At 53.0% G+C, this 23031-nt stretch carries 14 protein-coding genes and 3 pseudogenes; 10 read left to right on the forward strand and 7 right to left on the reverse strand.

From position 1 onward, the window contains the following. Positions 1-58: 58 nt before the first annotated feature. Positions 59-466, reverse strand: coding sequence for an H-NS family histone-like protein (locus ACM5QY_RS25000; RefSeq protein ID WP_104925194.1), 408 nt, complete (start codon positions 464-466; stop codon positions 59-61). Between the two features lie 737 nt (positions 467-1203). Here ACM5QY_RS25000 and ACM5QY_RS25005 point away from each other — a divergent pair. The 4 genes and pseudogenes from ACM5QY_RS25005 to ACM5QY_RS25020 all read left to right on the forward strand — a co-directional run bounded on the left by ACM5QY_RS25005 (position 1204) and on the right by ACM5QY_RS25020 (position 8891). Beyond that, positions 1204-2594: pseudogene (locus ACM5QY_RS25005) on the forward strand (aldehyde dehydrogenase family protein). Between the two features lie 252 nt (positions 2595-2846). Beyond that, a complete protein-coding gene (fhuE, locus tag ACM5QY_RS25010) occupies positions 2847-5036 on the forward strand; it encodes a ferric-rhodotorulic acid/ferric-coprogen receptor FhuE (RefSeq protein WP_416123333.1) in 2190 nt (729 codons plus the stop codon). 520 nt (positions 5037-5556) lie between these two features. Then, positions 5557-6111, forward strand: a pseudogene (locus ACM5QY_RS25015) (cadherin-like beta sandwich domain-containing protein); the annotation flags it as partial. Between the two features lie 20 nt (positions 6112-6131). Then, entirely contained in the window at positions 6132-8891 is a 2760-nt protein-coding gene (locus ACM5QY_RS25020; protein ID WP_416123334.1) for an autotransporter family protein, read from the forward strand. Between the two features lie 95 nt (positions 8892-8986). Here the strand turns inward: ACM5QY_RS25020 and ACM5QY_RS25025 are convergent, their stop codons facing one another. After that, a complete protein-coding gene (locus tag ACM5QY_RS25025; RefSeq protein ID WP_416123335.1) occupies positions 8987-9484 on the reverse strand; it encodes a YciE/YciF ferroxidase family protein in 498 nt (165 codons plus the stop codon). Positions 9485-10211: 727 nt separating this feature from the next. On the opposite strand from ACM5QY_RS25025, the gene ACM5QY_RS25030 reads away from it, so the two are divergent. The 3 genes from ACM5QY_RS25030 to ACM5QY_RS25040 all read left to right on the forward strand — a co-directional run bounded on the left by ACM5QY_RS25030 (position 10212) and on the right by ACM5QY_RS25040 (position 11577). Beyond that, positions 10212-10472 (forward strand): helix-turn-helix domain-containing protein, encoded by a 261-nt coding sequence (locus ACM5QY_RS25030; RefSeq protein ID WP_416123336.1) that lies wholly within the window; start codon positions 10212-10214, stop codon positions 10470-10472. A gap of 299 nt (positions 10473-10771) precedes the next feature. Further along, positions 10772-11077 carry a YdgH/BhsA/McbA family protein gene (locus ACM5QY_RS25035; RefSeq protein WP_101078070.1) on the forward strand — a complete coding sequence of 102 codons (306 nt, stop codon included), beginning with the start codon at positions 10772-10774 and terminating at the stop codon, positions 11075-11077. Positions 11078-11274: 197 nt separating this feature from the next. Beyond that, positions 11275-11577: a TM2 domain-containing protein gene (locus ACM5QY_RS25040; protein WP_416123337.1), complete on the forward strand. Its 303-nt coding sequence runs from the start codon at positions 11275-11277 to the stop codon at positions 11575-11577. 196 nt (positions 11578-11773) lie between these two features. On the opposite strand, the gene fabV is transcribed toward ACM5QY_RS25040, so the two are convergent. Next, positions 11774-12970: an enoyl-ACP reductase FabV gene (gene fabV, locus ACM5QY_RS25045; RefSeq protein ID WP_416123338.1), complete on the reverse strand. Its 1197-nt coding sequence runs from the start codon at positions 12968-12970 to the stop codon at positions 11774-11776. A 360-nt stretch (positions 12971-13330) separates the two neighbouring features. Between fabV and ACM5QY_RS25050 the strand changes: the two genes are divergently transcribed. Then, positions 13331-14788, forward strand: coding sequence for a sugar porter family MFS transporter (locus ACM5QY_RS25050; protein WP_416123339.1), 1458 nt, complete (start codon positions 13331-13333; stop codon positions 14786-14788). 33 nt (positions 14789-14821) lie between these two features. Here ACM5QY_RS25050 and ACM5QY_RS25055 read toward each other — a convergent pair whose 3' ends face one another. The 4 genes and pseudogenes from ACM5QY_RS25055 to ACM5QY_RS25070 form a co-directional block, all read right to left on the reverse strand. Continuing rightward, the gene (locus tag ACM5QY_RS25055; RefSeq protein ID WP_416123340.1) at positions 14822-15694 is read right to left on the reverse strand and encodes a 4Fe-4S binding protein; all 873 of its coding nucleotides are present in this window, start codon (positions 15692-15694) and stop codon (positions 14822-14824) included. Beyond that, a complete protein-coding gene (locus ACM5QY_RS25060; RefSeq protein WP_416123341.1) occupies positions 15694-16542 on the reverse strand; it encodes a dimethyl sulfoxide reductase anchor subunit family protein in 849 nt (282 codons plus the stop codon). Before ACM5QY_RS25060 ends, ACM5QY_RS25055 begins: the two co-directional genes overlap by 1 nt. 2 nt (positions 16543-16544) lie before the next feature. Next, positions 16545-17165, reverse strand: a complete 621-nt coding sequence (locus ACM5QY_RS25065; protein ID WP_416123342.1) for a DMSO/selenate family reductase complex B subunit — start codon at positions 17163-17165, stop codon at positions 16545-16547. Further along, positions 17162-19542 (reverse strand): annotated as a pseudogene (locus ACM5QY_RS25070) (DMSO/selenate family reductase complex A subunit). Before ACM5QY_RS25070 ends, ACM5QY_RS25065 begins: the two are co-directional and overlap by 4 nt. Before the next feature lie 292 nt (positions 19543-19834). On the opposite strand from ACM5QY_RS25070, the gene ACM5QY_RS25075 reads away from it, so the two are divergent. Together ACM5QY_RS25075 and ACM5QY_RS25080 are read left to right on the forward strand one after the other, a co-directional pair. After that, positions 19835-20506 (forward strand): GntR family transcriptional regulator, encoded by a 672-nt coding sequence (locus ACM5QY_RS25075; RefSeq protein ID WP_416123343.1) that lies wholly within the window; start codon positions 19835-19837, stop codon positions 20504-20506. 527 nt (positions 20507-21033) lie between these two features. Further along, complete coding sequence (locus ACM5QY_RS25080; RefSeq protein ID WP_416123344.1) at positions 21034-23031, forward strand: tellurite resistance TerB family protein; 1998 nt, start codon at positions 21034-21036, stop codon at positions 23029-23031.

Raw genomic sequence — 23031 nt, forward strand, 5'->3', positions numbered from 1 at the left:
GCATGTGCTGGTTTAACAGAGCATGCAATCAGGGCACATCAGTAAAGCGGAGAGGCGATTAACGCGCGATCAGGAAGCTTTCCAGCTTGGCGCCTTTATCCAGTGCGGCTTTGATTGCAGAAGGCGTGCGCCCCTGGCCGGTCCAGGTTTTTTTGGAGCCGTCAGTATCGGTATATTCATAGATTGCCGGACGCGGTTTACGCTTGGCTTTGGTGGTTTCTTTTGCAGACTGATGACCCAGCAGGTCATCAATTGCGATGCCGTCATTGGCCAGCATCTCACGGTATTTCAAGAGTTTTTCATCACGTTCCTGCTGCTGCGCACTGCGCGCTTTCACATTCTCGCGTGACTCTTCGACAATAGCAGTCAGCTTTTCCAGAATTTCTTCCAGAGTGCTTAAAGGCGTTTCACGAGCCTGAGCCCGGAGTGTACGGATATTATTCAAAACGTTTAATGCGTTGTCCATGATGTGCTCACTTTAGGGGGGATCATTAAATTAGTGACACTGATTCTACACAAACAAATAATGATATCAATTGCGCCAGCGTAATATTAACGCTCATTACGGCATTCCTTTGTCTGCCGTTTAGTTTCATTGAATCTTAATACGCTATTTTTATAAGGGATTGCAGTATGCGAATAAATAAAAATCATATCTTCACCCCTTAATCCTGACGAATATGTTGCTAAATATTAACCCAAATTTACTCCTCTTCTTAATAGTGCCGCTGCGTGAATAACAGATGTTGTTATTATGTACGATTCACAGAAGTTCTTTTCTTTTCGTGCTGACGATCCCTCGGATATCGCGTTAACAATCTAATGTCCGATTTTTCTCCGCCAAAACGCATTTCCTGCACAATAATAAGTATGCGATTTAACAAATCCCGCCGCAGACTGTGACATCCGTCACAGACAGGATCCTCTTCATACGATGTTTAAAACCCTTTTTTTCGCGTGCGCCGCCTGCGTGCTACTCAAACTGGCACTCGACTGGCAGGTTATTTTACAGGCGGTTGAAGGCTGACCGCCGCTTCTTTCGCCATGGCGACAAACTCAGGCAAATTGCAGGCGCGGAACATCTTAAGCTGGGACAAACTCAGTGTTCTTCTCAAAAAGTGAACGGTTTACTCATTTTTATTCATTTTTATTAAATCGTGCAAGCGTCTACTCTTTACGGACTGGCTTAACGAGGACACCAAAATGACGACAACGAATCCGAACACGTATGCAATCTCAGTCAATCCGTTTAACGGCGAACGCATCGCAGACTATGCGTATGACACCGATCTGGCGCTCGAAGCCGCCGTTGCACAGGGCTTTTCTGCGTTTAAACAATGGCGCAAAACTGACGTAAACGAACGCGCCGACCTGCTCGTCCGTCTGGCTGGCGCCCTGCGCGAAGCCAGCGAAGACATTGCACGCAGCATTTCTCTGGAGATGGGCAAACCGGTGAAACAGGCACGTGCCGAAGTGGAGAAATCCGCCGGTTTGTGCGAATGGTATGCCGAAAATGGCCCGGCGATGCTGGCACCGGAACCGACACTCGTCGATAACGGCGAGGCACACATTCATTACCGCCCTTCCGGCATGATTCTGGCGATTATGCCGTGGAACTTCCCGGTCTGGCAGATCCTGCGCGGCGCGGTTCCGGCTTTGCTGGCAGGGAATACGTTCCTGCTGAAACCTGCGCCGAGCGTCATGGGCACAACCTATCAGGTGAAACAGGCCGTGCTGAAAGCCGGTTTCCCGGCTGGCGCGTTTGGTGTGATTAATGTCGGTACACCTGCGGTGGCCGGGCTGATTGCCGATCCGCGCGTGGTGGCGGTGACGGTCACCGGCAGCGTGCGTGCCGGTGCGGCTATCGCTGAACTGGCAGGTAAACAGGTGAAAAAATGCGTGCTGGAACTCGGCGGGTCTGATCCGTTTATCGTTCTTAATGATGCAAATCTCGACGAAGCCGTGAAAGCTGCCGTCGCCGGGCGTTATCAGAATACCGGGCAGGTTTGCGCCGCCGCCAAGCGTCTGATCATCGAAAAAGACGTGCTGGATGCCTTCACCGCGAAATTTGTGGCGGCCACACAGGCGCTGGTGGTGGGAAATCCGCTGGAGGACGCCACATATATCGGCCCGATGGCGCGTTTCGATTTACGCGATGAACTGGATAAACAGGTTCAGGACAGTCTGTCTGAAGGCGCGACGTTGCTGCTGGGCGGTGAGAAAATTGCCGGGAACGGTAACTTTTATGCGCCGACCATTCTCAGCAACGTCACACCGGAAATGACCGCATTTCGTCAGGAACTGTTCGGGCCGGTCGCAGCGATTACGGTTGCCCGCGACGCAGATCACGCGGTCGAGCTGGCCAATGACAGCGATTTTGGCCTGAGCGCGACGATTTTCACCGCCGATGCAGAACGTGCAAAGCAGATGACCGCAGAGCTGGAAACCGGCGGCGTCTTCATTAACGGCTACAGCGCATCTGACCCGCGCGTGGCATTTGGGGCGTGAAGAAAAGTGGCTATGGCCGCGAACTGTCACACTTCGGCCTGCGTGAATTCTGCAACGTGCAGACCGTCTGGTCTGATCGCAAGTAATCTTTACGTCGTTGTAAAAAAAGAATCACAGGATTACAGCATCCTGTGATTCTTGGCATGTACATCCCCTTACCGCGCTCATCAGTCATAACTCGACAGAGAAAACACAAATGATTAGTATTCACATTCTCATTGCGTGCTCTTCTCAAAATTTGCGATTCAGACAGATGACCACGGTCAGATGATCCTGTGTAAAGACAATGAAAAGAAGCGGCGGCGCGTTCTATTAATGTGGTTTTTACGGGATACATTATGTCTTTCAGTGGCAGGGATTACGGCGCGGAAACGTCTGCGCCGGAGAACAAAAGTACGCTTTCAACCTCATTGTCGGCACTGGCGATCCTGGTCATGACGGCTTCTTCCGCGGCTTCCGGCAGTACAACAACAACCGCTGCGCCCGCCGCCGATGAGAATATGGTCGTGGAAGGAACGACAGGCGCAACCGCCGATGAATCGCAGGATTACAGCGTCAAAACCACGCGCGCGGGCACGAAGATGTTGCTGACGCCGCGTGACGTGCCGCAGTCCGTCAGCGTGATCACTAAACAGCGTATGCAGGATCAGAACCTGCAATCGGTCGGCGACGTGATGGATAACACCACCGGCATCTCGACGGAGGTCATCGACAGCGAACGCGTTTCCTATTTCTCACGCGGCTTTTATATCAATAACTACACCTACGACGGTATTCCCTCCTCCGTCAGCGATACCTGGAACTTTGGCGATGCCGCCGAAGACACCGCCATTTATGACCGCATAGAAGTGGTCCGCGGCGCGACCGGGCTGATGACCGGTGCGGGTAATCCGGCGGCGTCCGTCAACATGGTGCGCAAACAGGCGGACAGCAAAGAATTCACCGGCAATATCAGCGCCAGCTATGGCAGCTGGAATAAACAGCGTTACGTGCTCGACGTTTCCGGCCCGCTTAATGAAGAAGGCTCGGTGCGCGGCCGCGTCGTGGCCGGTTATCAGGATCAGGACAGCTGGCTTGACCGCTACCATAAAACCAAGAAATTCATTTATGGCGTGATTGACGCCGATGTGACCGATAACACCACCGTGTCGCTGGGCTACGATTATCAGGAAAATAACACCGGCAATCCGACGTGGGGCGGGCTGCCGACCTGGTACAGCAACGGCGCACGCACGCATTTCGACCGCAGCACCAACACTTCCGCAGACTGGACGCACTACAACACGCAATCGCGCAAAGTCTTCGCCAACGTGAAACATGATTTCGACAACGGCTGGACATTCCGCGTCAACGGCACGCATGGCGAGCAGAAGTTCGACGATAAACTGCTGTATATCGAAGGTTTTCCGGACGCGACAACGGGTGAAGGGATTTCCGGTTTCGGCAGTAAAGACCGGGGCACGCGCAAACTGGATTCGGTAGATACCTACGCCAGCGGGCCTTTTCAGCTCTTTGGCCGCCAGCATGAAATGGTCGCGGGCGTCAGTTACAGCCGCCAGCACAACTCGACGTACAGCGCCAACGGGCCGATCGACAGCGACACCATGGGCAGTTTCAACAACTGGAACGGCGATGTCGCCGAACCGGCATGGGACGACTGGTATCTGAACGCAGACGACGTAGTGCGCCAGAAAGCCGGCTACCTGGCGACCCGGTTCTCGCTGGCCGACCCGCTCTCGCTGATTATCGGCGCGCGTTATACGCAGTGGAGCACCGTCGGCAGCAGCGGCAATATGCGTAAAAATAACCTCACGCCTTACGGCGGGCTGGTTTACGACATCGACGATACGTGGTCGGCTTACGCCAGTTATACCTCCATCTTCCAGCCGCAAACCTACCGCACCCGCGACGGCCATTACCTGGCACCGGCCACCGGGAAAAACTACGAAACCGGCCTGAAATCCAGCTGGATGAACGACCGCCTGACCGCCACGTTCGCCGTTTTCCGCATCGAACAGGATAATGTCGCACAAGCCGACGGCGACAACTTCGTCAATGACACCAGCGAACAGGCTTACTACGCCGCGCAGGGCACAGTCAGCAAAGGCGCTGAATTCGAAATTAACGGCGCGGTGACCGACAACCTGCAAATGACATTTGGCGCCACACGCTATGTCGCGCGGGATAACACCGGTGGGCGTCTCAACAGCAACATGCCGCAGACGCAGCTGAAATTGTTCAGCCGCTATCAGTTGCCGTGGATGCCGGATCTCACCGTCGGCGGTGGCGTTAACTGGCAAAACCGCACCTTCCAGGATGCCACCGGGCCAGACGGCAACACCGTGCGCGTTTATCAGGGCAGCGTTCCGCTGGTTAATTTGTTCACCCGTTATCAGGTCACCCGTCAGCTCGCGGTACAGGCAAACGTCGATAACCTCTTCGACCGCAGCTATTACTCGTGGCTGAGCGATTACGCCGTTTACGGCCAGCCGCGCAGTTATTCCGTCAGCCTTTCATACGCGTTCTGATGTGATCGTCATCGCGCAATTACCCCCTTTCGATGCGGTAATTGCGCGATTGGCTTTCGGAACATTCCGATAACATCCCTGAAATAAATCAACAAAACGACGCCTGCACGTCAGATTATCTCAGGGAATAACCATGACTCGCCTTCATCGCGCAACAGGCGGCTGTGCCCGTTTTGTTTGCGCCTTTCTTCTGTTGTCTTTATTTTCAATATCGTCTGCCATCGCCCAATCAGCGGGCTGTACCGCACTGGATAACGCGACGTTCTCCACCGCGACATTCGCTGCACAGGCTTATCAGGCCAGCCAGTTTGAGGCCGGTGATACTTTAACGCTGACGTTTACCGATTCCGGCGCAGGCGTGAACAGTGACATCACTAATACCGACAGTTTCGGCCTGACGAACTACGGGATGAGCACGTTCTCAACCTATTACCCCACCGCAAGTTCCGGCGGTACGGCGGGAACACATACTTATACCGTCACGGGCTCGCAGCTGGTGAGTGCCGGACTCCGGTTTCGCATGACGACCAGCCACGGCTACCTCAGTCCGCTCACGGTTTCCTGTACCTCAGCGACCAGCGCATCAGCGGATGCCAGCCTTTCGGCGCTTTCGGCTTCTCAGGGTTCACTGTCTCCGGCGTTTTCTTCCGGCACCTCGTCTTACAACCTGGCTGTGGCGAACAGCGTCACGAGCATTTCTCTGACGCCGACCACCAGCAACAACACGGCAACTGTCACCGTGAACGGCGTATCCGTCACCTCGGGCAGCGCGTCCGGCGCGATTGCGTTAAGTGAAGGTAATAACACTTTAAGCGTGGCCGTCACGGCGGGAGATGGGACAACCACTTCCGCCTATACCGTAGTGGTGCAACGCAGCGGACTGGCACCGGTCGCAGGTTCGGACAGTGCCAGCGTGGCGATCAACAGCAGCAATAACGCCATCACCCTGCCCCTTTCCGGCGGAACAGCCACATCGGTGGCGGTAACGTCTTTACCGGCGCACGGCACGGTCGTCATCACAGGAACCACCGCCACTTACACGCCGTTGAACAACTATTTTGGCGCGGACAGTTTCAGTTACACCGCCAGCAATACGTGGGGAACGTCCACTCCGGCGACCATCAGCCTGACGATTTCTGCGCCCACGATTACCCTTTCCCCGCGACACTCGCAGCAGCGGCTTCCGGCACCGCTTACACCCAGGCATTCACGGCAAGCGGCGGCTCAGGCAGCTACAGTTTCTCAATATCAGGAACATTACCGCCCGGTTTAACGTTCACACCGGCTGGCGAACTTTCGGGAATACCGACAGCGGCGGGTAGTTATAATTTTGCAATTATTGCGCAGGATGCAGCGAACGCCGCGACGGGAACGCAAAACTACACAATAACGGTTTCCGGGCAGGCACCGGTTGCAAATGCGGTCAGCACGACCGTCGCCGGGAACAGCAGCAATAATGCCATCGTGCCTGCACTTTCCGGCGGAGCGGCAACGTCTGTCACCGTTGCCACCGCCCCCCTTCATGGCACGGCGGTCGCTTCCGGCACGACACTGAATTACACGCCCGTTGCCGGATATTCAGGCACGGATACTTTCACCTATACCGCCAGCAATAACTGGGGAACCTCAGCGCCTGCCACCGTCAGCGTCCACGTGTCCAACATGACGCTGAGCTTCACACCGGCCAGCGGCGCATTGTCTTCCGCCACTGTGGGCACGTTGTGGTCACAGACCATCACGGCCAGCAACGGCACGTCACCTTATACCTACAGCGCCTCCGGCCTGCCCGCCGGGCTGACAATCAGCGCCAGCACCGGCGAAATTTCCGGAACGCCAGTGGTATCCGGTAACTATACAATTCAGGTCAGCGCGGCGGATAACACCGGGGTCACCGGCACGGCCAGTTACCAGCTTGCCGTTGCTGGTCAGGCACCGGTCGTCAGTGCGGTGTCATCAACCGTGGTGGCAAATACCCGTGAGAATCTGATTGAACCGGTGTTATCCGGCGGTGCAGTAACGTCGCTTGCCATTGTGCAACAACCCGCACACGGCACCGCGCGCATTCAAAGCCTGAAAATCCGCTATACGCCTGTTGCTGGATATTCCGGCAGCGACACTTTCATCTACAGCGCATCCAACAATTTTGGCGCGGCGCAGGCGACGGTCACACTTAACGTTACCGCCACGACGCTGGTATTTACGCCCGCCAGCGGCGCATTGCCGGAAGGTCGCGCAGGCACGGCTTACCGCCAGACGTTCAGTACTTCAGGTGGCGCAGCGCCTTATCAGTACCGCATTTCAGGGGCTTTACCCGCCGGATTAGCGCTGGCTGGCGATACCCTTAGCGGGACGCCAACCGCTAAGGGCAACAGCAATTTCACACTGACGGCGACGGATGCCAGCGGCGCAACCGGCCAGGTCGCGTATACGCTCGATATCATCAGTGCGGAGCCAGTGGGTGCGAGCCATGCTGCTTCCGTACTGGCCGGGAAATCCGTGCGCGTTAACCTGACGGAAAACGCCACAGGCGGCCCGTTCACCGGTGCGCGCCTTGTTGATTCAATGCCAAAAGCGTTGGGTAACGTGACGCTTGAACAGAGCGAAAACAGCGTTTATCTGGATTTCGACGCAGCCAGTCAGGCTTCCGGCACGGTGGCACTACGCTATGTGTTGCTGATGCAAACCTCGCAATCTGCGCCCGCGACGGTGACATTTACCATCGCCGGACGTCCTGACCCGTCAAAAGACCCGGACGTTCTCGGGCTGGTCAGTGCGCAGATTCAGTCGGCACAAAATTTTGCACGCGCTCAGATCCGCAACTTCAGCGATCGTCTGGAAACCCTGCACAATCCGGCCAGCGTACACAGCGAGATGAACGGTATCCGCTTCACCATGCCGTCGTCTAAAAAAGAACGCGGCCTTGACGACACGCTGTGGAATTCCGCCTGGGAAAATAGCCGTCAGATCCCCGAACTGCCCCAACTGACCGATAAAACCTCCGCACAGCATCCGCTTAACCGCAATAATTCACGCATCAATTACTGGACCGGCGGGTTTGTCGATTTTGGTCATTCCGGTAAAGACGGCGTGAGTTTCAGCCATACGCTGGTCGGGATCAGCACCGGCGCGGACTACCAGTTCACCCCGTCAATTACCGCAGGCATGGGGATTGGCTTCGGCCGGGACGTCAGCGACATTGGCGACAGCGGCTCCCGCAGCAACGGGCGCTCCGTCAGTTCAGCGTTTTATGGCAGCTATCATCCGGGCAAATACTTTATCGATGGCCTGATCGGCTATAGCCGTCTGGACTACGACAGCCGCCGCTACGTGACAGAAATGGACCACTTCGCGCGCGGCGATCGTGGCGGTTATCAGGTGTTTGGCGCCGTCACCACGGGTTACGATTACCGTCTGCCGGACCTGCTCATCTCGCCTTACGGACGCCTGCAATTATCGCGCACGCATCTGAACAGCTACTCCGAATCGAACGCCGACGCCTATGATCTGGCCTTTGCGTCGCAGGTGCTGAATGACGTCACCGGCGCAGTCGGGATCCGCACGCAGTATGCGTTACCGCTGACCTGGTCGATGTTGCGCTGGCAAAGTCGTGTCGAATACACACACGCCTTCAGCGATCAGGGCCGCGCCCGTCTGGGCTATGCGGACAGCGGCAATGACAGCTGGAGCGCAGATGTCTTCGGCGACAGTCAGGAAAACATCGTGCTGGGCATGGGGCTGGATTTCCTGCTGCCGCACAACATTACGCCGGGTATCGCGTATCAGGGAACGCTGGGGCTGGATGATGCGCGAAGCCGTTCTCAGATGATCATGGTAAGGGTGAATATCGGATTCTGAGGTGTTTAAGAAACGAGATAAAGGGCGTGAGAACGCCCTTATTTTGTGCGGAATTATTGGGGCGGGGTGAGAATTACGTAATAATTCGTGCGTAATCAGCTTTTTGTCGTTTTGGTTACGGGTTGTGATCCCGCAATAACTGTTAATTTCTTATCGGTGTCTTTTTCTTCCTGCAATGTTTCTTCAAGTAATTTCGCAGCCTGAGAATATCCCAGTTTTTTTGCTAACGCGGCTAATGTGCCGTAAGTCGCAATTTCATAATGCTCAACTTTTTGGGCAGCACCGATAAGCCCGGCGTCCAGCACTTCGCCTTTTTCAACCGAATCGATCAGCTCCTGCGCTTCTTCGACCAGCCCTTCCATTGCATGACATTTCATACGTTTAAGGCGAATTTCATCTGAAGACTCAACAACTTGATCTAACCTTTCAATCTGCCCCTGCGTTTCTTCAAGGTGTGTTTTGAAAGCATCGACTAATTTAGGGTCTGTGGCGGCACGGGCCATTTTAGGCAGCGCCTTAGTTATCTGACGTTCAGCACTATAAACATCAGATAAATCATGAATAAATAATTCTTTTAAGGTTGTAATAGACATTATATTTCCTTTTTACAGAGGCGGATTTATTGACTCATTAAGCGTAGTCCCTTTGAACGAAGTAAATTTCGTTTGAGACTTATCTCATCAGGAATATAAAATAAAAATCTATTTTTATTCATCCATAAATACGCTAACTCCCTGCCTGCTATGACGATAATATTATTTCCCAACAGCCGGAAAAAATAACATTGCTTTTATATTAAAAAACAAATTTCCATTCAGGAAGTACGATCGCTTTGTCTGATCACCATCAAACGCATTTGACGCAATATGAAGTGCAGAATGTAACTCACTGCAACGATTAAATTTTCTCTGGAAAGCAAACCTCAATTCTGCATTAAGGCTGTTGGTTTACTTCTTTGTATTACGCTATAGTGCGCCCGCTGCGGCAAAATCCGCAGCCGGGTTTCGCAGCTCGGTTAACTCTATAAGGACGTACTTAATGCCATGCATTGAGTGCTAATGTCTTTGCTCATCTGTTATTTGTACGGCTTACGCTGTCTGATAACATCAATGGTGGCTCAGACGGGGCAGCCTTCGGGCTGGCCGGTGTCCTTGTAGGCCGGTACTGCGAACCTTGTCTGAGCTACCACCAAAGAGTTTCGCAGCTCTCGTGGTAGTCGTATTTACTACAAGGAGATGTCAATGAAACTATCGCATAGCCCCACTTTTCTGCCCTTCTGCACCGCGGTTCCTGCGCAAGCCAACACAGGAGCAAACCGTAATGAATAATCAGGACTGGCATCAGGCCGATATCATTGCCGCGTTACGCAAGAAAGGCACCACGCTTGCCGCCGTTTCCCGCGCTGCCGGTCTGAGTTCTTCGACGCTTTCAAATGCGCTTTCCAGACCGTGGCCAAAAGGTGAAATCCTGATCGGTCAGGCGCTGGGCATTCCCCCTTCCGTCATCTGGCCGAGCCGTTATTACCATCCTTCCACCCATGAACTGATGCAGCGGCCACCGCGCGCGGCGAACCGGATTTAAGGAACTGCTTGAGAAAACAGGGTTAAGGGCGCGGAACGTGCCCTTTTATTTGCTCATGTCAAAAACACCGAACCTGTAACCCACTGTAAATATCCTCTTTGAATATTGCGTTAAGTGTGGCGGAAGTTTGCTTAACACTGAATTAGCAATTAAAGCTAAAGGTCGCAACATAAAAAGGTGTTTATTGGCAATGTGCCCGATAAATATCACCTGTGCGCAATCACCGCGGATAATTACGACACGTTCTGAATACCCAAATCATCTGGGGTATTAAAACTGTATTAGCTAGGAGTAACTCCATGAAAGGCTTAGTCAATGATGTTTTATCCATATTCTATCCAAAAGCTGTTAAGCCTGTTTTGGTGCGCGCCGGATTATCGCATCGTGAAATAGCCTCCCTGCAAGCCGTCGGCGTGACCACGGTTTCCTGGGCAACGTCCATGGAAGAACTCAACAGTGCATTTGTTAAGAAAGCGTTAGACGCCGGTGCTGTCGGTTACCACATCACCAATGTGGAATCGCACAAACCGGGCAAGGAAGATCAACACGTCATGGCCGCAACGGCAACCTTCTACCATATCAACCACAAAGTGGCTTATGGCTAATGGATTACGACAGCCGTGATGAAATCAAAATGCCGCAGGCCGGGGAGGTTTACGGCATTTTTTATTCTCAGAATGGCTATTTGCAATCAATTGAAGGGAACACTCTGCACCCTCAACACCCATCATTCTCTTTTTCTTAGTGTAAAGAACGAGTAAGATTAGCCCGGATAACAACAAATAAGGGAAAGGAATAGGAAATGGGATCAATGGTTTTTTGTAGGGGATGCGGCAAGGAAATCCACGAGTCTGCCAAAGCATGTCCACAGTGCGGTGCCACTCAAAGCACGGGTGCGCAAGGGACTAAAAGCAGAGTTACAGCAGCTTTATTAGCATTCTTTTTAGGTGCCTTTGGCGCGCACAAGTTTTACTTAGGCAAAATCGGGCAAGGTTTCTTATACCTCATTTTCTGCTGGACGTTTATTCCGTCCATAATCGCATTCATTGAGTTCATTATTTACTTATGCGATTCAGATGAAAATTTTGCCAAAAAATACGGCTGAATTTACGCATCTCATCACGATAAAAGCCGCTTATTAAGTGGCTTTTTTTATATTCCGCACCAGAGAACCATTGTTATAAAGGTCATTAGTGTTGCATGAAATAACACGTCTTAACGTTATAGTGCTCAACAAAAAAAACCCATCCCCACCTTTCGGCAGAACTGGGTTTTCAGCAATCTTTGCGCGTTAAATCAGATTACATCTGGATCAGATGTTTGATTTTCACGTCAGGATTGGTATCGGCAGCGTAATCCACGCCGTTCAGGCCGAAGCCGAACAGGCGCATAAATTCGCTTTTGTAGCCTGCAAAGTCAGTCAGTTCAGCGATGTTATCGTTGGTGACTTCGTTCCACAGTTTGCCCACTTCGCCCTGCACTTCTGGCGTGATCTCTTTCAGGTCAGCGCGCAGACGGCCTTCGTTATCAAGATGCGGAGAAGTCCCGTACAGGCTGTCTTTGTACAAGCCGTAAACCTGCTCGATACACCCTTCGTGAGTGCCCTTCTCTTTCATCACTTTGAACAGCAGGGAAAGGTACAGCGGCATCACCGGGATAGCAGAACTCGCCTGAGTGACAACGGCTTTCAGAACGGAAACGCGTGCGTCGCCGTGCTGTTCTGACAGTGAGTTGCGGATATCCAGAACACGTTTGTCCAGATCCTTTTTCGCTTCGCCGATAGAACCGTTCCAGTAGATATCCTGCGTCACTTCTTCACCCAGGTAGGTGAAGGCCGTGGTTTTCGCGCCATCAGCCAGCACACCGGCGGCTTTCAGGTCTTCAATCCACATCTGCCAGTCTTCGCCACCCATAACCGCGACAGTCCCGGCGATTTCTTCCGGTGTTGCAGGTTCAAGCGTGGTTTCATTAATGGTTTCTTTATCGGTGTTGATACCACGGACAGTGACTTGCTTACCGATGGGTTTCAGGGTGGAGTTGAATACTTCACCGGTTTTCGGATGGGTGCGGCGCGGCGCAGCCAGGCTGTAAACCACCAGATCAACCTGACCCAGATCCTGTTTAATCAGTTCGATAGTTTTCTGTTTTACAGCATCAGAAAACGCGTCGCCGTTGATGCTTTTGGCATACAGGCCTTTTTCTTCAGCGAATTCTTCGAAAGCGGCAGAGTTGTACCAGCCCGCGGTGGCGGTTTTGGATTCGTCGCCCGGACGTTCGAAGAAGATGCCCAGCGTAGCCGCGTCTGAACCAAAAGCAGCGGAGATGCGGGCTGCGAGACCGTAACCGGTGGACGCACCGATCACCAGGACTTTTTTCGGGCCGCCGTCGATTTTACCCTGTGCGGTCACGTAATCGATTTGTTCTTTAACGTTCGCCTTGCAACCTTCCGGATGGGCAGTAACACAGATAAAGCCACGGATGCGTGGTTTGATAATCATATAGACCTCATTGTTACAACTGTCTCAGTAAATTGGTCGATAGAATATAGGTTTGCGCCGTTTCAGGCAAAACCTCCTGCTTTATCCCATCGTAAACAGACTTCTCTTAAGCGAAAACGGGTTCAATTTTACCCAAATGGGAAAAAAACGAACCATAATGCCGGCTTTGACAAAGTGTAATCCAGTTCCTGCGTCGCTCCTGCGCGGCGTTCAGTTTTTTCCTAAATTTCCGCTCCAGCGGCGTTAAAAAGAACTCATTCCGCCCTTTCCCTACCAATATTCTCAACATGCGTTACGTTTAGAAGCTGTGTGATCTGCATCACACTTCCAAACTACAATAATGAAATACAGGGAGCACTTGTGACTGACAAACTCAACAACGGGCAGGAAAGCGAGGTAAAGAAAACGCCGCAGCCAACCGAACCGCTGGTAAAAATCATCGCGTTTATTGCCACCCTGGGTGGTCTGCTTTTTGGCTACGATACCGGGGTGATCGCGGGCGCGCTGCTGTTTATGAAGCACGACCTTCACCTGACATCGCTGACCACCGGGATGGTCACCAGTTTTCTGATACTGGGTTCTGCCATCGGTGCAATTTGCGCAGGGCGTGTCGCTGACCGGTTTGGCCGCAAGAAAATCATCCTCGCGATGGCGCTGATTTTCATGCTCGGCTCGCTGGGTTGTGCGCTGGCGCCGAACGTCGTACTGATGATTATTTTCCGCTTCATTCTCGGGCTGGCCGTCGGCGGTGCAGCGGCGATTGTGCCGATTTATATCGCCGAAATCGTGCCGTCCAACCGTCGCTGGCAATTTGTCACCTTGCAGGAGCTGATGATTGTGTCCGGGCAGCTGATTGCTTACACCAGTAATGCGGCGATTAACGAAGTCTGGGGAGGAGAAACGACGTGGCGCTGGATGCTGGGTGTCGCGTGCGTTCCGGCGGTGATTTTGTGGGTCGGCATGTTATTCCTGCCGGACACTCCGCGCTGGTACGCCATGCATGGCCGTTACAGTGAAGCGCGCGACGTGCTGGAACGCACCCGTAAAGCGGGCAAAGTCGAGAAAGAACTCAGCGAAATCCGCAGTTCCATGAGTTCCAAAAGCGAAAAACATTCCCGACGTCAGAAGACCATTTCCGTGTGGATGAAGCGGCTGGTCGCGCTGGGGATAGGTATCGCGATGCTTCAGCAACTGTCGGGCGTGAACACGATTATGTTCTACGCGCCCACGATGTTGCAGGCTACCGGCCTGAGTACCAATGCGTCGCTCATGGCGACCATCGCGAACGGGGTGATTTCCGTCATCATGACCTTCGTGGGGATCATGCTGCTGAGCCGTTTCGGGCGTCGTCCGCTGCTGCTGACCGGCCAGATTGGCTGTACCTGTACGCTTCTGGCGATCGGGCTGGTGACCTGGCTGATGCCCGAAACGGTTAACGGTCATCCTGACGCGGTGCGCAGTTATCTGGTGTTGGGCGGAATGCTGATTTTCCTGAGCTTCCAGCAGGGCGCGCTGTCGCCCGTGACCTGGCTGTTGCTGTCAGAAATGTTCCCGATGCGCATACGCGGAATGGCCAACGGGGTGTCAGTATTTGCCATGCAGATGACGAACTTTTCTATCGCATTTATGTTCCCGATCATGCTGGAAAGTATCGGGCTGACCTGGTCCTTCTTCACCTTTGCCGCCATCGGCGTCGCGGGCGGGATTTTTGCGGTGATTTTCGCCCCGGAGACACAGGGCAAAACGCTGGAACAGATCGAGAAACACTTCAAAAAGCATTTACAGGACGAGCCTGCGGAGCAGCAGCCAGGCGTTTAAGAAGACTTACCGGCGCAGGGACGCGCCTTTCACTCAAGCCTCACGCATATCAAAACGGTGCTTCCGGCACACCGGGCACTGTTTTTCATCTGCTGACCAGGCTGTAAACGGACGGCGGCAGGTCGTACACACCGCGCCCGTTGTTTCGAAAATTTCTGAAACCGCCGCCGTCTCCTCCTCCACGCTGATCGCTTTTTCAAAGCAAAGCGTTTCGCAGTTGCCGCAACCCGTGCAATTTTGCGCAATCAGCATGAAAGACATTTCACTGATTTGAATCGCCAATTCCGGGCAAACCCGCGCACAACCGCCGCACAGCGTACATTGTTTACCATCCAGCACGATGCGATATTCCGTCACCTGCGGGAAGCAGGCGCGTCGTGCCCTGCCGCCCGGCGTGACGTGGCCGGTCTGACGCGAATCATCTTTAATGTGCAGCCAGCGACGGCGCGATCCCTGCTGAATATCTTCAGAAGGTGGCCGGAGTTTCCACAACGGTTCACCGGTTTGTTTCAGCCGGATATTCAGTGCGGCAACCGCCATCAGCCAGCCGGGATGCAAACCGGCCTCCATTTCGACAGAACGAATTTGGTATTGCGCGTGCCACATCAGCAGTTCGTTAACCGACGGTGCACTCAGACTCAGCGGCATCGTCAGACAACATTCGCGGTAAACACGTTCCGGCGGCGTAATGTCTTCAATTGCGCCAGCCGGACAGGCAAAAAGACAGGCCCCGCAGGCCGTACAGCCTGCGGTTTCGATTTCAACTTTCCCGTTGTTTAGCTTTATGACGCCCGCGCTGCAGGCATTCACGCAGGCCTGACAAGGATTGCCGGGCAGAGTATTGCGAACGCAGGCCTGTCCGGCACCGGCTTCAGGCGGACGGGCATTGAGCGAAAACAATTTCATTAATGAATGCTGAAGAAGTTAAAGCGCAACATCACTTCGGCAACAACGATTAGCACCGCCCCTGCCAGCATCCGCAGGCGGCTGAACCGCTGAGTGTGCAGACATAATGCCGTCACGCACACGCCTGCAATCAGCAATGCCCAGGCCACAAAGCGCGTGACCGCCATCTGCCCGTAGGCTTCCAGAGGCTGATGCGGGAACGTCATCAGATCCTCGCCGCCCAGACTGGCCAGATAATTGCCGTACACCGGCTGGACCAGCAGGCGCAAAACGGTGACCGCGATCAGCACGCCAATCGACATCATCGCCAGCCTGTGCACGGTTCCCCACGCCAGTAACGGACGCGCCGCCAGTATCCACAATCCGCTGACCGCACCGAGGGTCAGCGCGGTACCGCCGAACATCACGTAGGTGTTGAAATGCATCCACGTCACAACGGAAGCGTGAACGTAAATCGCACTCATGCAGAAAATATCTACCGCACCCATCGCGACGGCAATCACCATTAACAGCGTAATCACCCGTTTGGTCAGAAGCGCCGTCAGCGTCGCCAGCCCCAGCGCCGCCAGATACGCACTGGCGAACACGATTTCACGGCTCAGCCACGAACTGCTGAAATGGCTCAGCGCATGAAACGCGTTGAGCGGATACCCGAGATGCGCGGTGGACGCGATAAGCCCCAGCGCACCGGCGGTAAACGCCGTCAGCATGGCGGGCAGCGCAAGACGATGCTTTTCTCTGGCGCTGAGTTTGTCCGCGCCGGAAATCAGGATCAGCGTGGTGAACAGCGTGATGCCGACGGAACTCTGGATCAGCAGAGTAAAAATAATGAGTGGCCATTCATGCATGATTATTTACCTCCCTTTTCAGCGCCCTGATGCGGTTTGATGACCAGATTGGGCTGCGTCAGCGAGGATTCAGGCAATCCCTGAACGTCGCTCAGGCTGCCGTATTTTGCGCGTAACTCGTCGATTGGCCCGAATTTGATTGCGCCCAGGGGACAGGTCGCGACGCAAACCGGTTGTTCTCCCGCTGCCTGAAGATCGACGCAAAAATCGCATTTCGACATCTGGCCGGTTTCCTGATTTAACTGTGGCGCGCCGTAAGGACATGACCATGCGCAGTAGCCGCAACCGACACATTTGTCGGTATTGACGCGCACAATGCCGTCGCCCGGACGTTTGTGCATGGCGGTGGTCGGGCAGTTTTTGGTGCAGATCGGGTCTTTGCAGTGATTGCAGGAGATCGACAGCGTGTAGGCATAAACGTTGTTGTAAACGCCGCCCTGCCCGGTTGATACAAATCCACCGCCTTTCACTTCGTAAATGCGGCGGAAACGGCGGCCCACTTCCAGATTGTTTTTATCCTTGCAGGCAACCTGACAGGCTTTGCAGCCCGAACAGCGGGAAGAGTCGATAAAGAAACCCAGCTGGCGGTCGCTGACCGGCGCGTAATCTATAAATTGGCTCATGCTTTAACAACCTCCACCAGCATGGTTTGATGAGAATTCCCTTTTGCGAGCGCCGTAATGCGCGCAGAACTGAGCACGTTGGCGCAACCGCCTCGGTCAACGCCGTTTTCATCCGGCTGCCACCACGCGCCCGCCTGTAAAGCCACGACGCCGGGCATGATGCGCTGCGTCACTTCCGCCGAGATCAGCGTTACACCGCGATCGTTGTGAATGCGCACGCTGTCACCCTGCGCAATGCCGCGCTGCATGGCATCAGCCGGGTTGATCCACAGTTTTTGCTCCTGAACTTCTTTCAGCCACGGGTTGGCATACTGCGTTGAGTTCGCGCGGTTTTTGCCTTTCCAGGTGATCAGCTGTAACGGGAAGCGGGCAGAAAGTTCATCTTCCGGGCCTTCGTGCGCCGGCACGTAATGCGACAACGCCGGGATTTCCGGATGATGCATGTCGTAAAGGCGCTTTGAGAAAATCTCAATTTTGCCGGAAGGCGTCGGGAACGGATTGTTTTGCGGGTCGCGGATGTTCGCTTCGAACGCGATATGCGGTTTGCCCTTGAAGAGATAACGGCGGGTGATCATCAGCTCATCGAAGGTCGGCAGTTTTTCATCCGGCATCGATTCACGGGTTTTCTCCCAGATGCTGACGATCCAGTCTTTTTCCGTACGCCCGAGGCTGAACGCTTTTTCAACGCCCAGTTTGGCCGCCACGTCGCGCAACCAGTCGTAGTCGGTACGGCTTTCAAACTGCGGTTCAATCAGCTTTTCAGAAAGGATCAGGTAGTTGCCGGTTCCCCACGACTCACCGATATTCCAGCGTTCCATAAAGCTGGTTTCCGGCAGCAACAGATCGGCATATTTCGCGCTGGGCGTGAGGAACAGATCACTGGCCACAATGAATTCAATTTTGGATTCATCTTCGAGAACCTTTACGGCCTGATGGATATCGGGGTTCTGGTTCGCCAGATAATTCCCCGCGAGCGAAAACAGGATGCGGATATTGCTGTCCAGTTTGTCGCCGCCGGTCAGCCCGTCCGCAGGCGTGATTTTGCTGGCGTCATCCGCCGCCTGCACCCAGTTCATCACTGAGATTTTCTTCGTCACCGGGTTGTCAGGCATTTCAACGCCAGCGGTGAATTTGCGGCTGCTGTCGCCGCCATAACCGCCCGCCCAGCCGCCCTTCACACCGACATTTCCGGTGATCGTCGCCAGTAATGTCGAACCACGCGCAGTACGTTCGCCGCAGTTGTGACGCTGCGGGCCCCAGCCCTGGATCAGCGCCGCCGGTTTGGTGGTGGCGTAATCACGCGCCAGCTGGCGGATAGTTTGCGCAGGCACATGCGTGATTTTCTCCGCCCATTCCGGCGTTTTTTTCACGCCGTCTTTCGCGCCGGTCAGGTACGCCACCAGCGATTCATTGGCCGGAACGCCTTCCGGCATCGAACTTTCGTCAAAACCCAGGGTGTAACGCGCAACAAACGCTTTATCGTGCAGATTCTCGGTGATGATGACGTACATCATCGCATCCATCAGCGCATTGTCGGTGGACGGCAGCAGCGGGATCCACTGATCCGCCAGCGAAGCCGCCGTGTCTGAATAGCGCGGATCCACCACGATAAACCGGGTGCCGTTCTGTTTCATTTTCTGAAAATAGTGATTGGTATGCCCGAAAATGGTTTCGTTCGGGTTATGCCCCACAAGATCACCAGCGGCGTTTCCGCCAGTGTATCCAGCGTATTGCCGCTGGCTGCCGCGCCGTAGGTGTAAGGCGTCGCCGCCGCCGTATTGCCCATGCTGACCGAGTGATAGGTATTGAGATAGCCGCCGGTCTGGTTCAGTAACCGGCGCACCATGGTATCGCCGGAGAACGGGCCGCCGCTGACCGCCGTGCCGACGTGAACATAGCGCGATTCCGCGCCGTATTTCTCCGTGATGCGTTTGAGATTATCCGCAATCAGCGTCGTGGCTTCGTCCCAGCTGATCCGCTCGAATTTGCCTTCGCCGCGCTTGCCGACGCGTTTCATCGGGTATTTCAGCCGGTCAGGGTGATAGACAAATTTCCGGTAACTGCGCCCGCGCACGCAGGCGCGCATGATGGGCATTTCCGGGTCGAGATCAGTATCCGGACGGGTGGAAATACGGGTGACGACGCCTTCCTGCACATGGGCGCGAATATCACATTTGCCGCCGCAGTCGAACGAACTGCATGTGGGAACGATTTTTTCCGGCGCAGGGGAAGCATCTTTAGAAATCACCGGAATGGTTTGCGCTGCGAAGGCAGGTTTGAACCCTATCAGAGGAAGTGCGGCCACCATGCCGCTGAGTTTGACAAAATCCCGGCGGTTCACGCCTGAGGGATCCTTACAATCTTCATTATTTTTCATAACATTAGCTCACAAAAGAAAAAATCATCTCACGACTAAGTCAAATTTTTCCTTGTGTGATATCAACGCGCTCGCAGGTGGCCTCTCCTTTCGGAGTAGATACGCTTTATTTTTTAATTTCATCAGGTTATCTATAAATTGCCGTGATGTATCGCACGCAATTCATAGTTCAGAATAGGTATCAAACGCCGCTATATTTCTGCCCATCACATTTGATGCATCATGTTGTATAATCGGCTTCCACGAATTCCTTCTTAATCCGGGTGCGCGCACTCTATTGCTACGGTGAACTTTGAATTATCCCATCAGCTCAATTAACCACGCCTATCTGGGCAGCAGCGTCTACGCCACGTTGCGCGAAGCCTTAATAACCGGCCGCCTCAAACCCAATGACCGCCTGCGCATCCGCGAGCTGGCGGAACAGGTCGGCACCAGCGTGACGCCGGTGCGGGACGCGATTTTACAGCTGGCAAAAGAGCAGGCGTTGGAAATGCGCACACCGAAAGATATCCGGGTGCCGCAGCTTGATGAGCAGCAGTATCAGGAAATCCGCACCTTGCGGTTAGATCTTGAAGGTCTCGGGGCGGAAAAAGCGGCGCAGACGGTGACGGAATATGAGTTACAGCGCATCGCACAAAACATTGAGAACAACCGCAAAGCCATCAGCAGCGAAGATTTGCCGGAAGCGTTGCGTCTCAACAGTGAGTTTCACCTGATGCTGGCCGAAAGCGCGCGGATGCCGCTGTTGAGTAATTTCATCGACAGTTTGTGGATGCGCACCGGCCCGCTGATTGCCCAGGCATATGCGCATTTTTCCCAACGGATGGCGATTGAACATCACGAAGAAATCTTGCACGCCCTGCGCAAACGCGACAGCGCTACGGCAAGAAAAGCCATTCAGGAAGACATTCTCGACGGCAGTCAGAAGATGGTTGAATTCCTGGCCGCCAGCCGGGAGAGGTGATTTTAGAGCGGGAAATTCTGCCAGCGAAACTGGCAGAATTAGGCAAGACAACTAATTACACATAACCCCTTTTCTGATAGGGTTTCTCTCAATTTCTCCTTCCTTCGTTTCAATATCTCAGCACTTAAATGCATTTATGGTGATGGTCTTCTTGGTGGGCGCATTTTTTGCGTCCCTTTGTGAGGGTTCTGACATGGAATTTTGGCTTTTCATTCTGGCTTTACTCGCCCTTTGCTTTCTCTGTATCAAAAAGAAAAAAACTACCGGTACAAAAAAATCTGTCAGAAACTCGCCTCATTCTCACCATGTTCCCGAGAGTAACTTTTCATCTGTTAATGGAAGAACTGTGAATAAAAAGCCCCAACCAGTACCAATCCGCGGCGAGCAGATGACGATGAACTGACAACGTTTAGTTGTATTGATGGGAATTTGAAATCCACGGAAAAATGCGACGATATCCCAAAAGAAAACGCCCAGCGAAAACACTCTAAAAAAGGACGCTGGATCAAACCGGGGATACTGTCACGGTGCAAACCAGAGTCATTAGCCGGGGCAATTTTTATTACGGTGAAGAGTTAATCAATTTCCCTTCCCATCATTACTATTCTGATGACGGCAATGATGCTTCGTTGGTTAATGGTTCCCTTCTGACAAGTTTCGCACCTGAAAATTATCAGGATGAAACCCTGAGCTACTGGCCGAGGTATGCCTCACTCTCGCCCGGTTGCCGGGGAGCCTATCTCAACTGGTTGGCCAGCGAGCGTTCAGAAGCTTCCTGCCCGATTGGCTATATTTTTATCTACTTCTACGGGCTTGAACGCCGGATTCTTTTAGATGGAAAGCAAGGGATAGTGGCTGATGATGAATTCAGGCAAATATTTGATGAGGTTTACCGGCTAAGAAATATCTTCAAAGATAATTACTCCTTCCGAAATTACTCCGCCCGTTTAATTGATGTGATGTTATTCCTCAGGCCAGAGGTTGTTTCAATACCCGAAGCCTCTGGTTTTATCTTAACAAATGAATCACTGTCCTTTCGGTTTCAGCTGGCAAAAACCGTTGAAGAAGGGCTTCCGATAGCGGAAGCAATGGCACTTGCCTGGGTAATTTATTATCCCCTTTACACTTTGCGAACCCCTGCCCGACGATGCGAGTCTGAGTTTTCAGCACTTTTCAAAAAACGTTATACCCAAAAGTTTGGGGCGAGCCTGATTGTTAAACCGAACAAGACGCGATTAAAACTGGAATATACCCCGCCAATAACACACTCAGGGCATTGTTCTCGAACAACCCGATCTCAACGACCCGAGTATGTTGAAGACCCCCTGCAAAAGCTGATACAAATTGCAGAAACCGCCACCGATGAACTGGAAGCTTACAGCCGGTATTTAGGCAAAAAAGACACATCAAAAAACGATATTGCCGCAATGGTATTACTCCCTGAAGAAATACTTTCGGAAGACAATAAAAAGTTAATGACACATTTTAAAAGTTGGGCTGATGAACGTATCCATGAACATAATGGATTAGTGCCTCTCTCTGCATTTTGGGAATGTTTAGGAATATCTTCACCAGAAAAAATCAATAAAAAAGAAACAGAACTGATGCAGGGTTTTACCGGTAAAGCGGGGTTCGGCTATGCGCCAGATAGCCGCTATCATTACGCGAAACCTGAGCCTGACGGCAATATTGTGTTATTCGCATGCGAACCTGGCGAAAACCTTATTCCCTCTTCAGGATTTGCTTCGGTATCGGTTGCACTGCGTCTTGGCGCTCAAATGGCACAAGCAGATTCAGATATAGATGAATCCGAACGCGGGTTATTACAGCGAATTATCGATAACAACCACACTCTGTCTGCCGTAGAAAAGCGCTCATTGCATGCTTATCTTGTATGGCGTCTGAATATGCAGGCAAACGTCGCAGGCCTTAAAGCCAGAATTGATCAGATCAGCGTTCAGGAAAGAGCAAGTATCGGTGAAATTATTGTCAGCGTTGCCTGTGCCGATGGGAAAATAACCCCCACTGAAATCAGACAACTGGAAAAGATCTACACGCATCTCGGGCTGGATAGCAATGCCGTCACCCGCGATATACATCATTTTTCGACCTCTTCAAAAATGTCGTCCTCTGCATCAGATGGCTCTAAATCCCCGGAGAGTTTCTCTCTGGATAAAAACATTCTGGCCCGTCATGAATCCGAAACCAAAGACGTTCAAAACTTGCTGAATGCTATCTTTGAAGGCGAGCAACCTGAGGAACCCGTAAAAACATCTTTACCGGTTTCTCAGCCCGTTTTGACAAATCTTGATCAGGCTCACAGGACTTTTTATGAACATCTGCTGCAACAGGATGCATGGGCCCGCGAGGCGGCCACAGAGATTTGCAAAGGTCTGGGATTAATGCTGAGTGGCGCGGTAGAAACAATCAATGACTGGTCTTATGAACGGGTCGATGCGCCGGTTCTGGAAGATAACGACCAAATATATGTGGACTTAGAAATAGCCCAAGAACTGAAAGGATAA

The sequence above is a fragment of the Rahnella sp. PCH160 genome (genome assembly GCF_047784855.1).
GTDB lineage: Bacteria > Pseudomonadota > Gammaproteobacteria > Enterobacterales > Enterobacteriaceae > Rahnella.

Coding starts and splice junctions, on each gene's coding strand:
- ACM5QY_RS25000 (WP_104925194.1), bottom strand. CDS start 466: ATGGACAACGCATTAAACGTTTTGAATAATATCCGTACACTCCGGGCT.
- fhuE (WP_416123333.1), top strand. CDS start 2,847: ATGTCTTTCAGTGGCAGGGATTACGGCGCGGAAACGTCTGCGCCGGAG.
- ACM5QY_RS25025 (WP_416123335.1), bottom strand. CDS start 9,484: ATGTCTATTACAACCTTAAAAGAATTATTTATTCATGATTTATCTGAT.
- ACM5QY_RS25030 (WP_416123336.1), top strand. CDS start 10,212: ATGAATAATCAGGACTGGCATCAGGCCGATATCATTGCCGCGTTACGC.
- ACM5QY_RS25035 (WP_101078070.1), top strand. CDS start 10,772: ATGAAAGGCTTAGTCAATGATGTTTTATCCATATTCTATCCAAAAGCT.
- ACM5QY_RS25040 (WP_416123337.1), top strand. CDS start 11,275: ATGGGATCAATGGTTTTTTGTAGGGGATGCGGCAAGGAAATCCACGAG.
- fabV (WP_416123338.1), bottom strand. CDS start 12,970: ATGATTATCAAACCACGCATCCGTGGCTTTATCTGTGTTACTGCCCAT.
- ACM5QY_RS25055 (WP_416123340.1), bottom strand. CDS start 15,694: ATGAAATTGTTTTCGCTCAATGCCCGTCCGCCTGAAGCCGGTGCCGGA.
- ACM5QY_RS25060 (WP_416123341.1), bottom strand. CDS start 16,542: ATGCATGAATGGCCACTCATTATTTTTACTCTGCTGATCCAGAGTTCC.
- ACM5QY_RS25065 (WP_416123342.1), bottom strand. CDS start 17,165: ATGAGCCAATTTATAGATTACGCGCCGGTCAGCGACCGCCAGCTGGGT.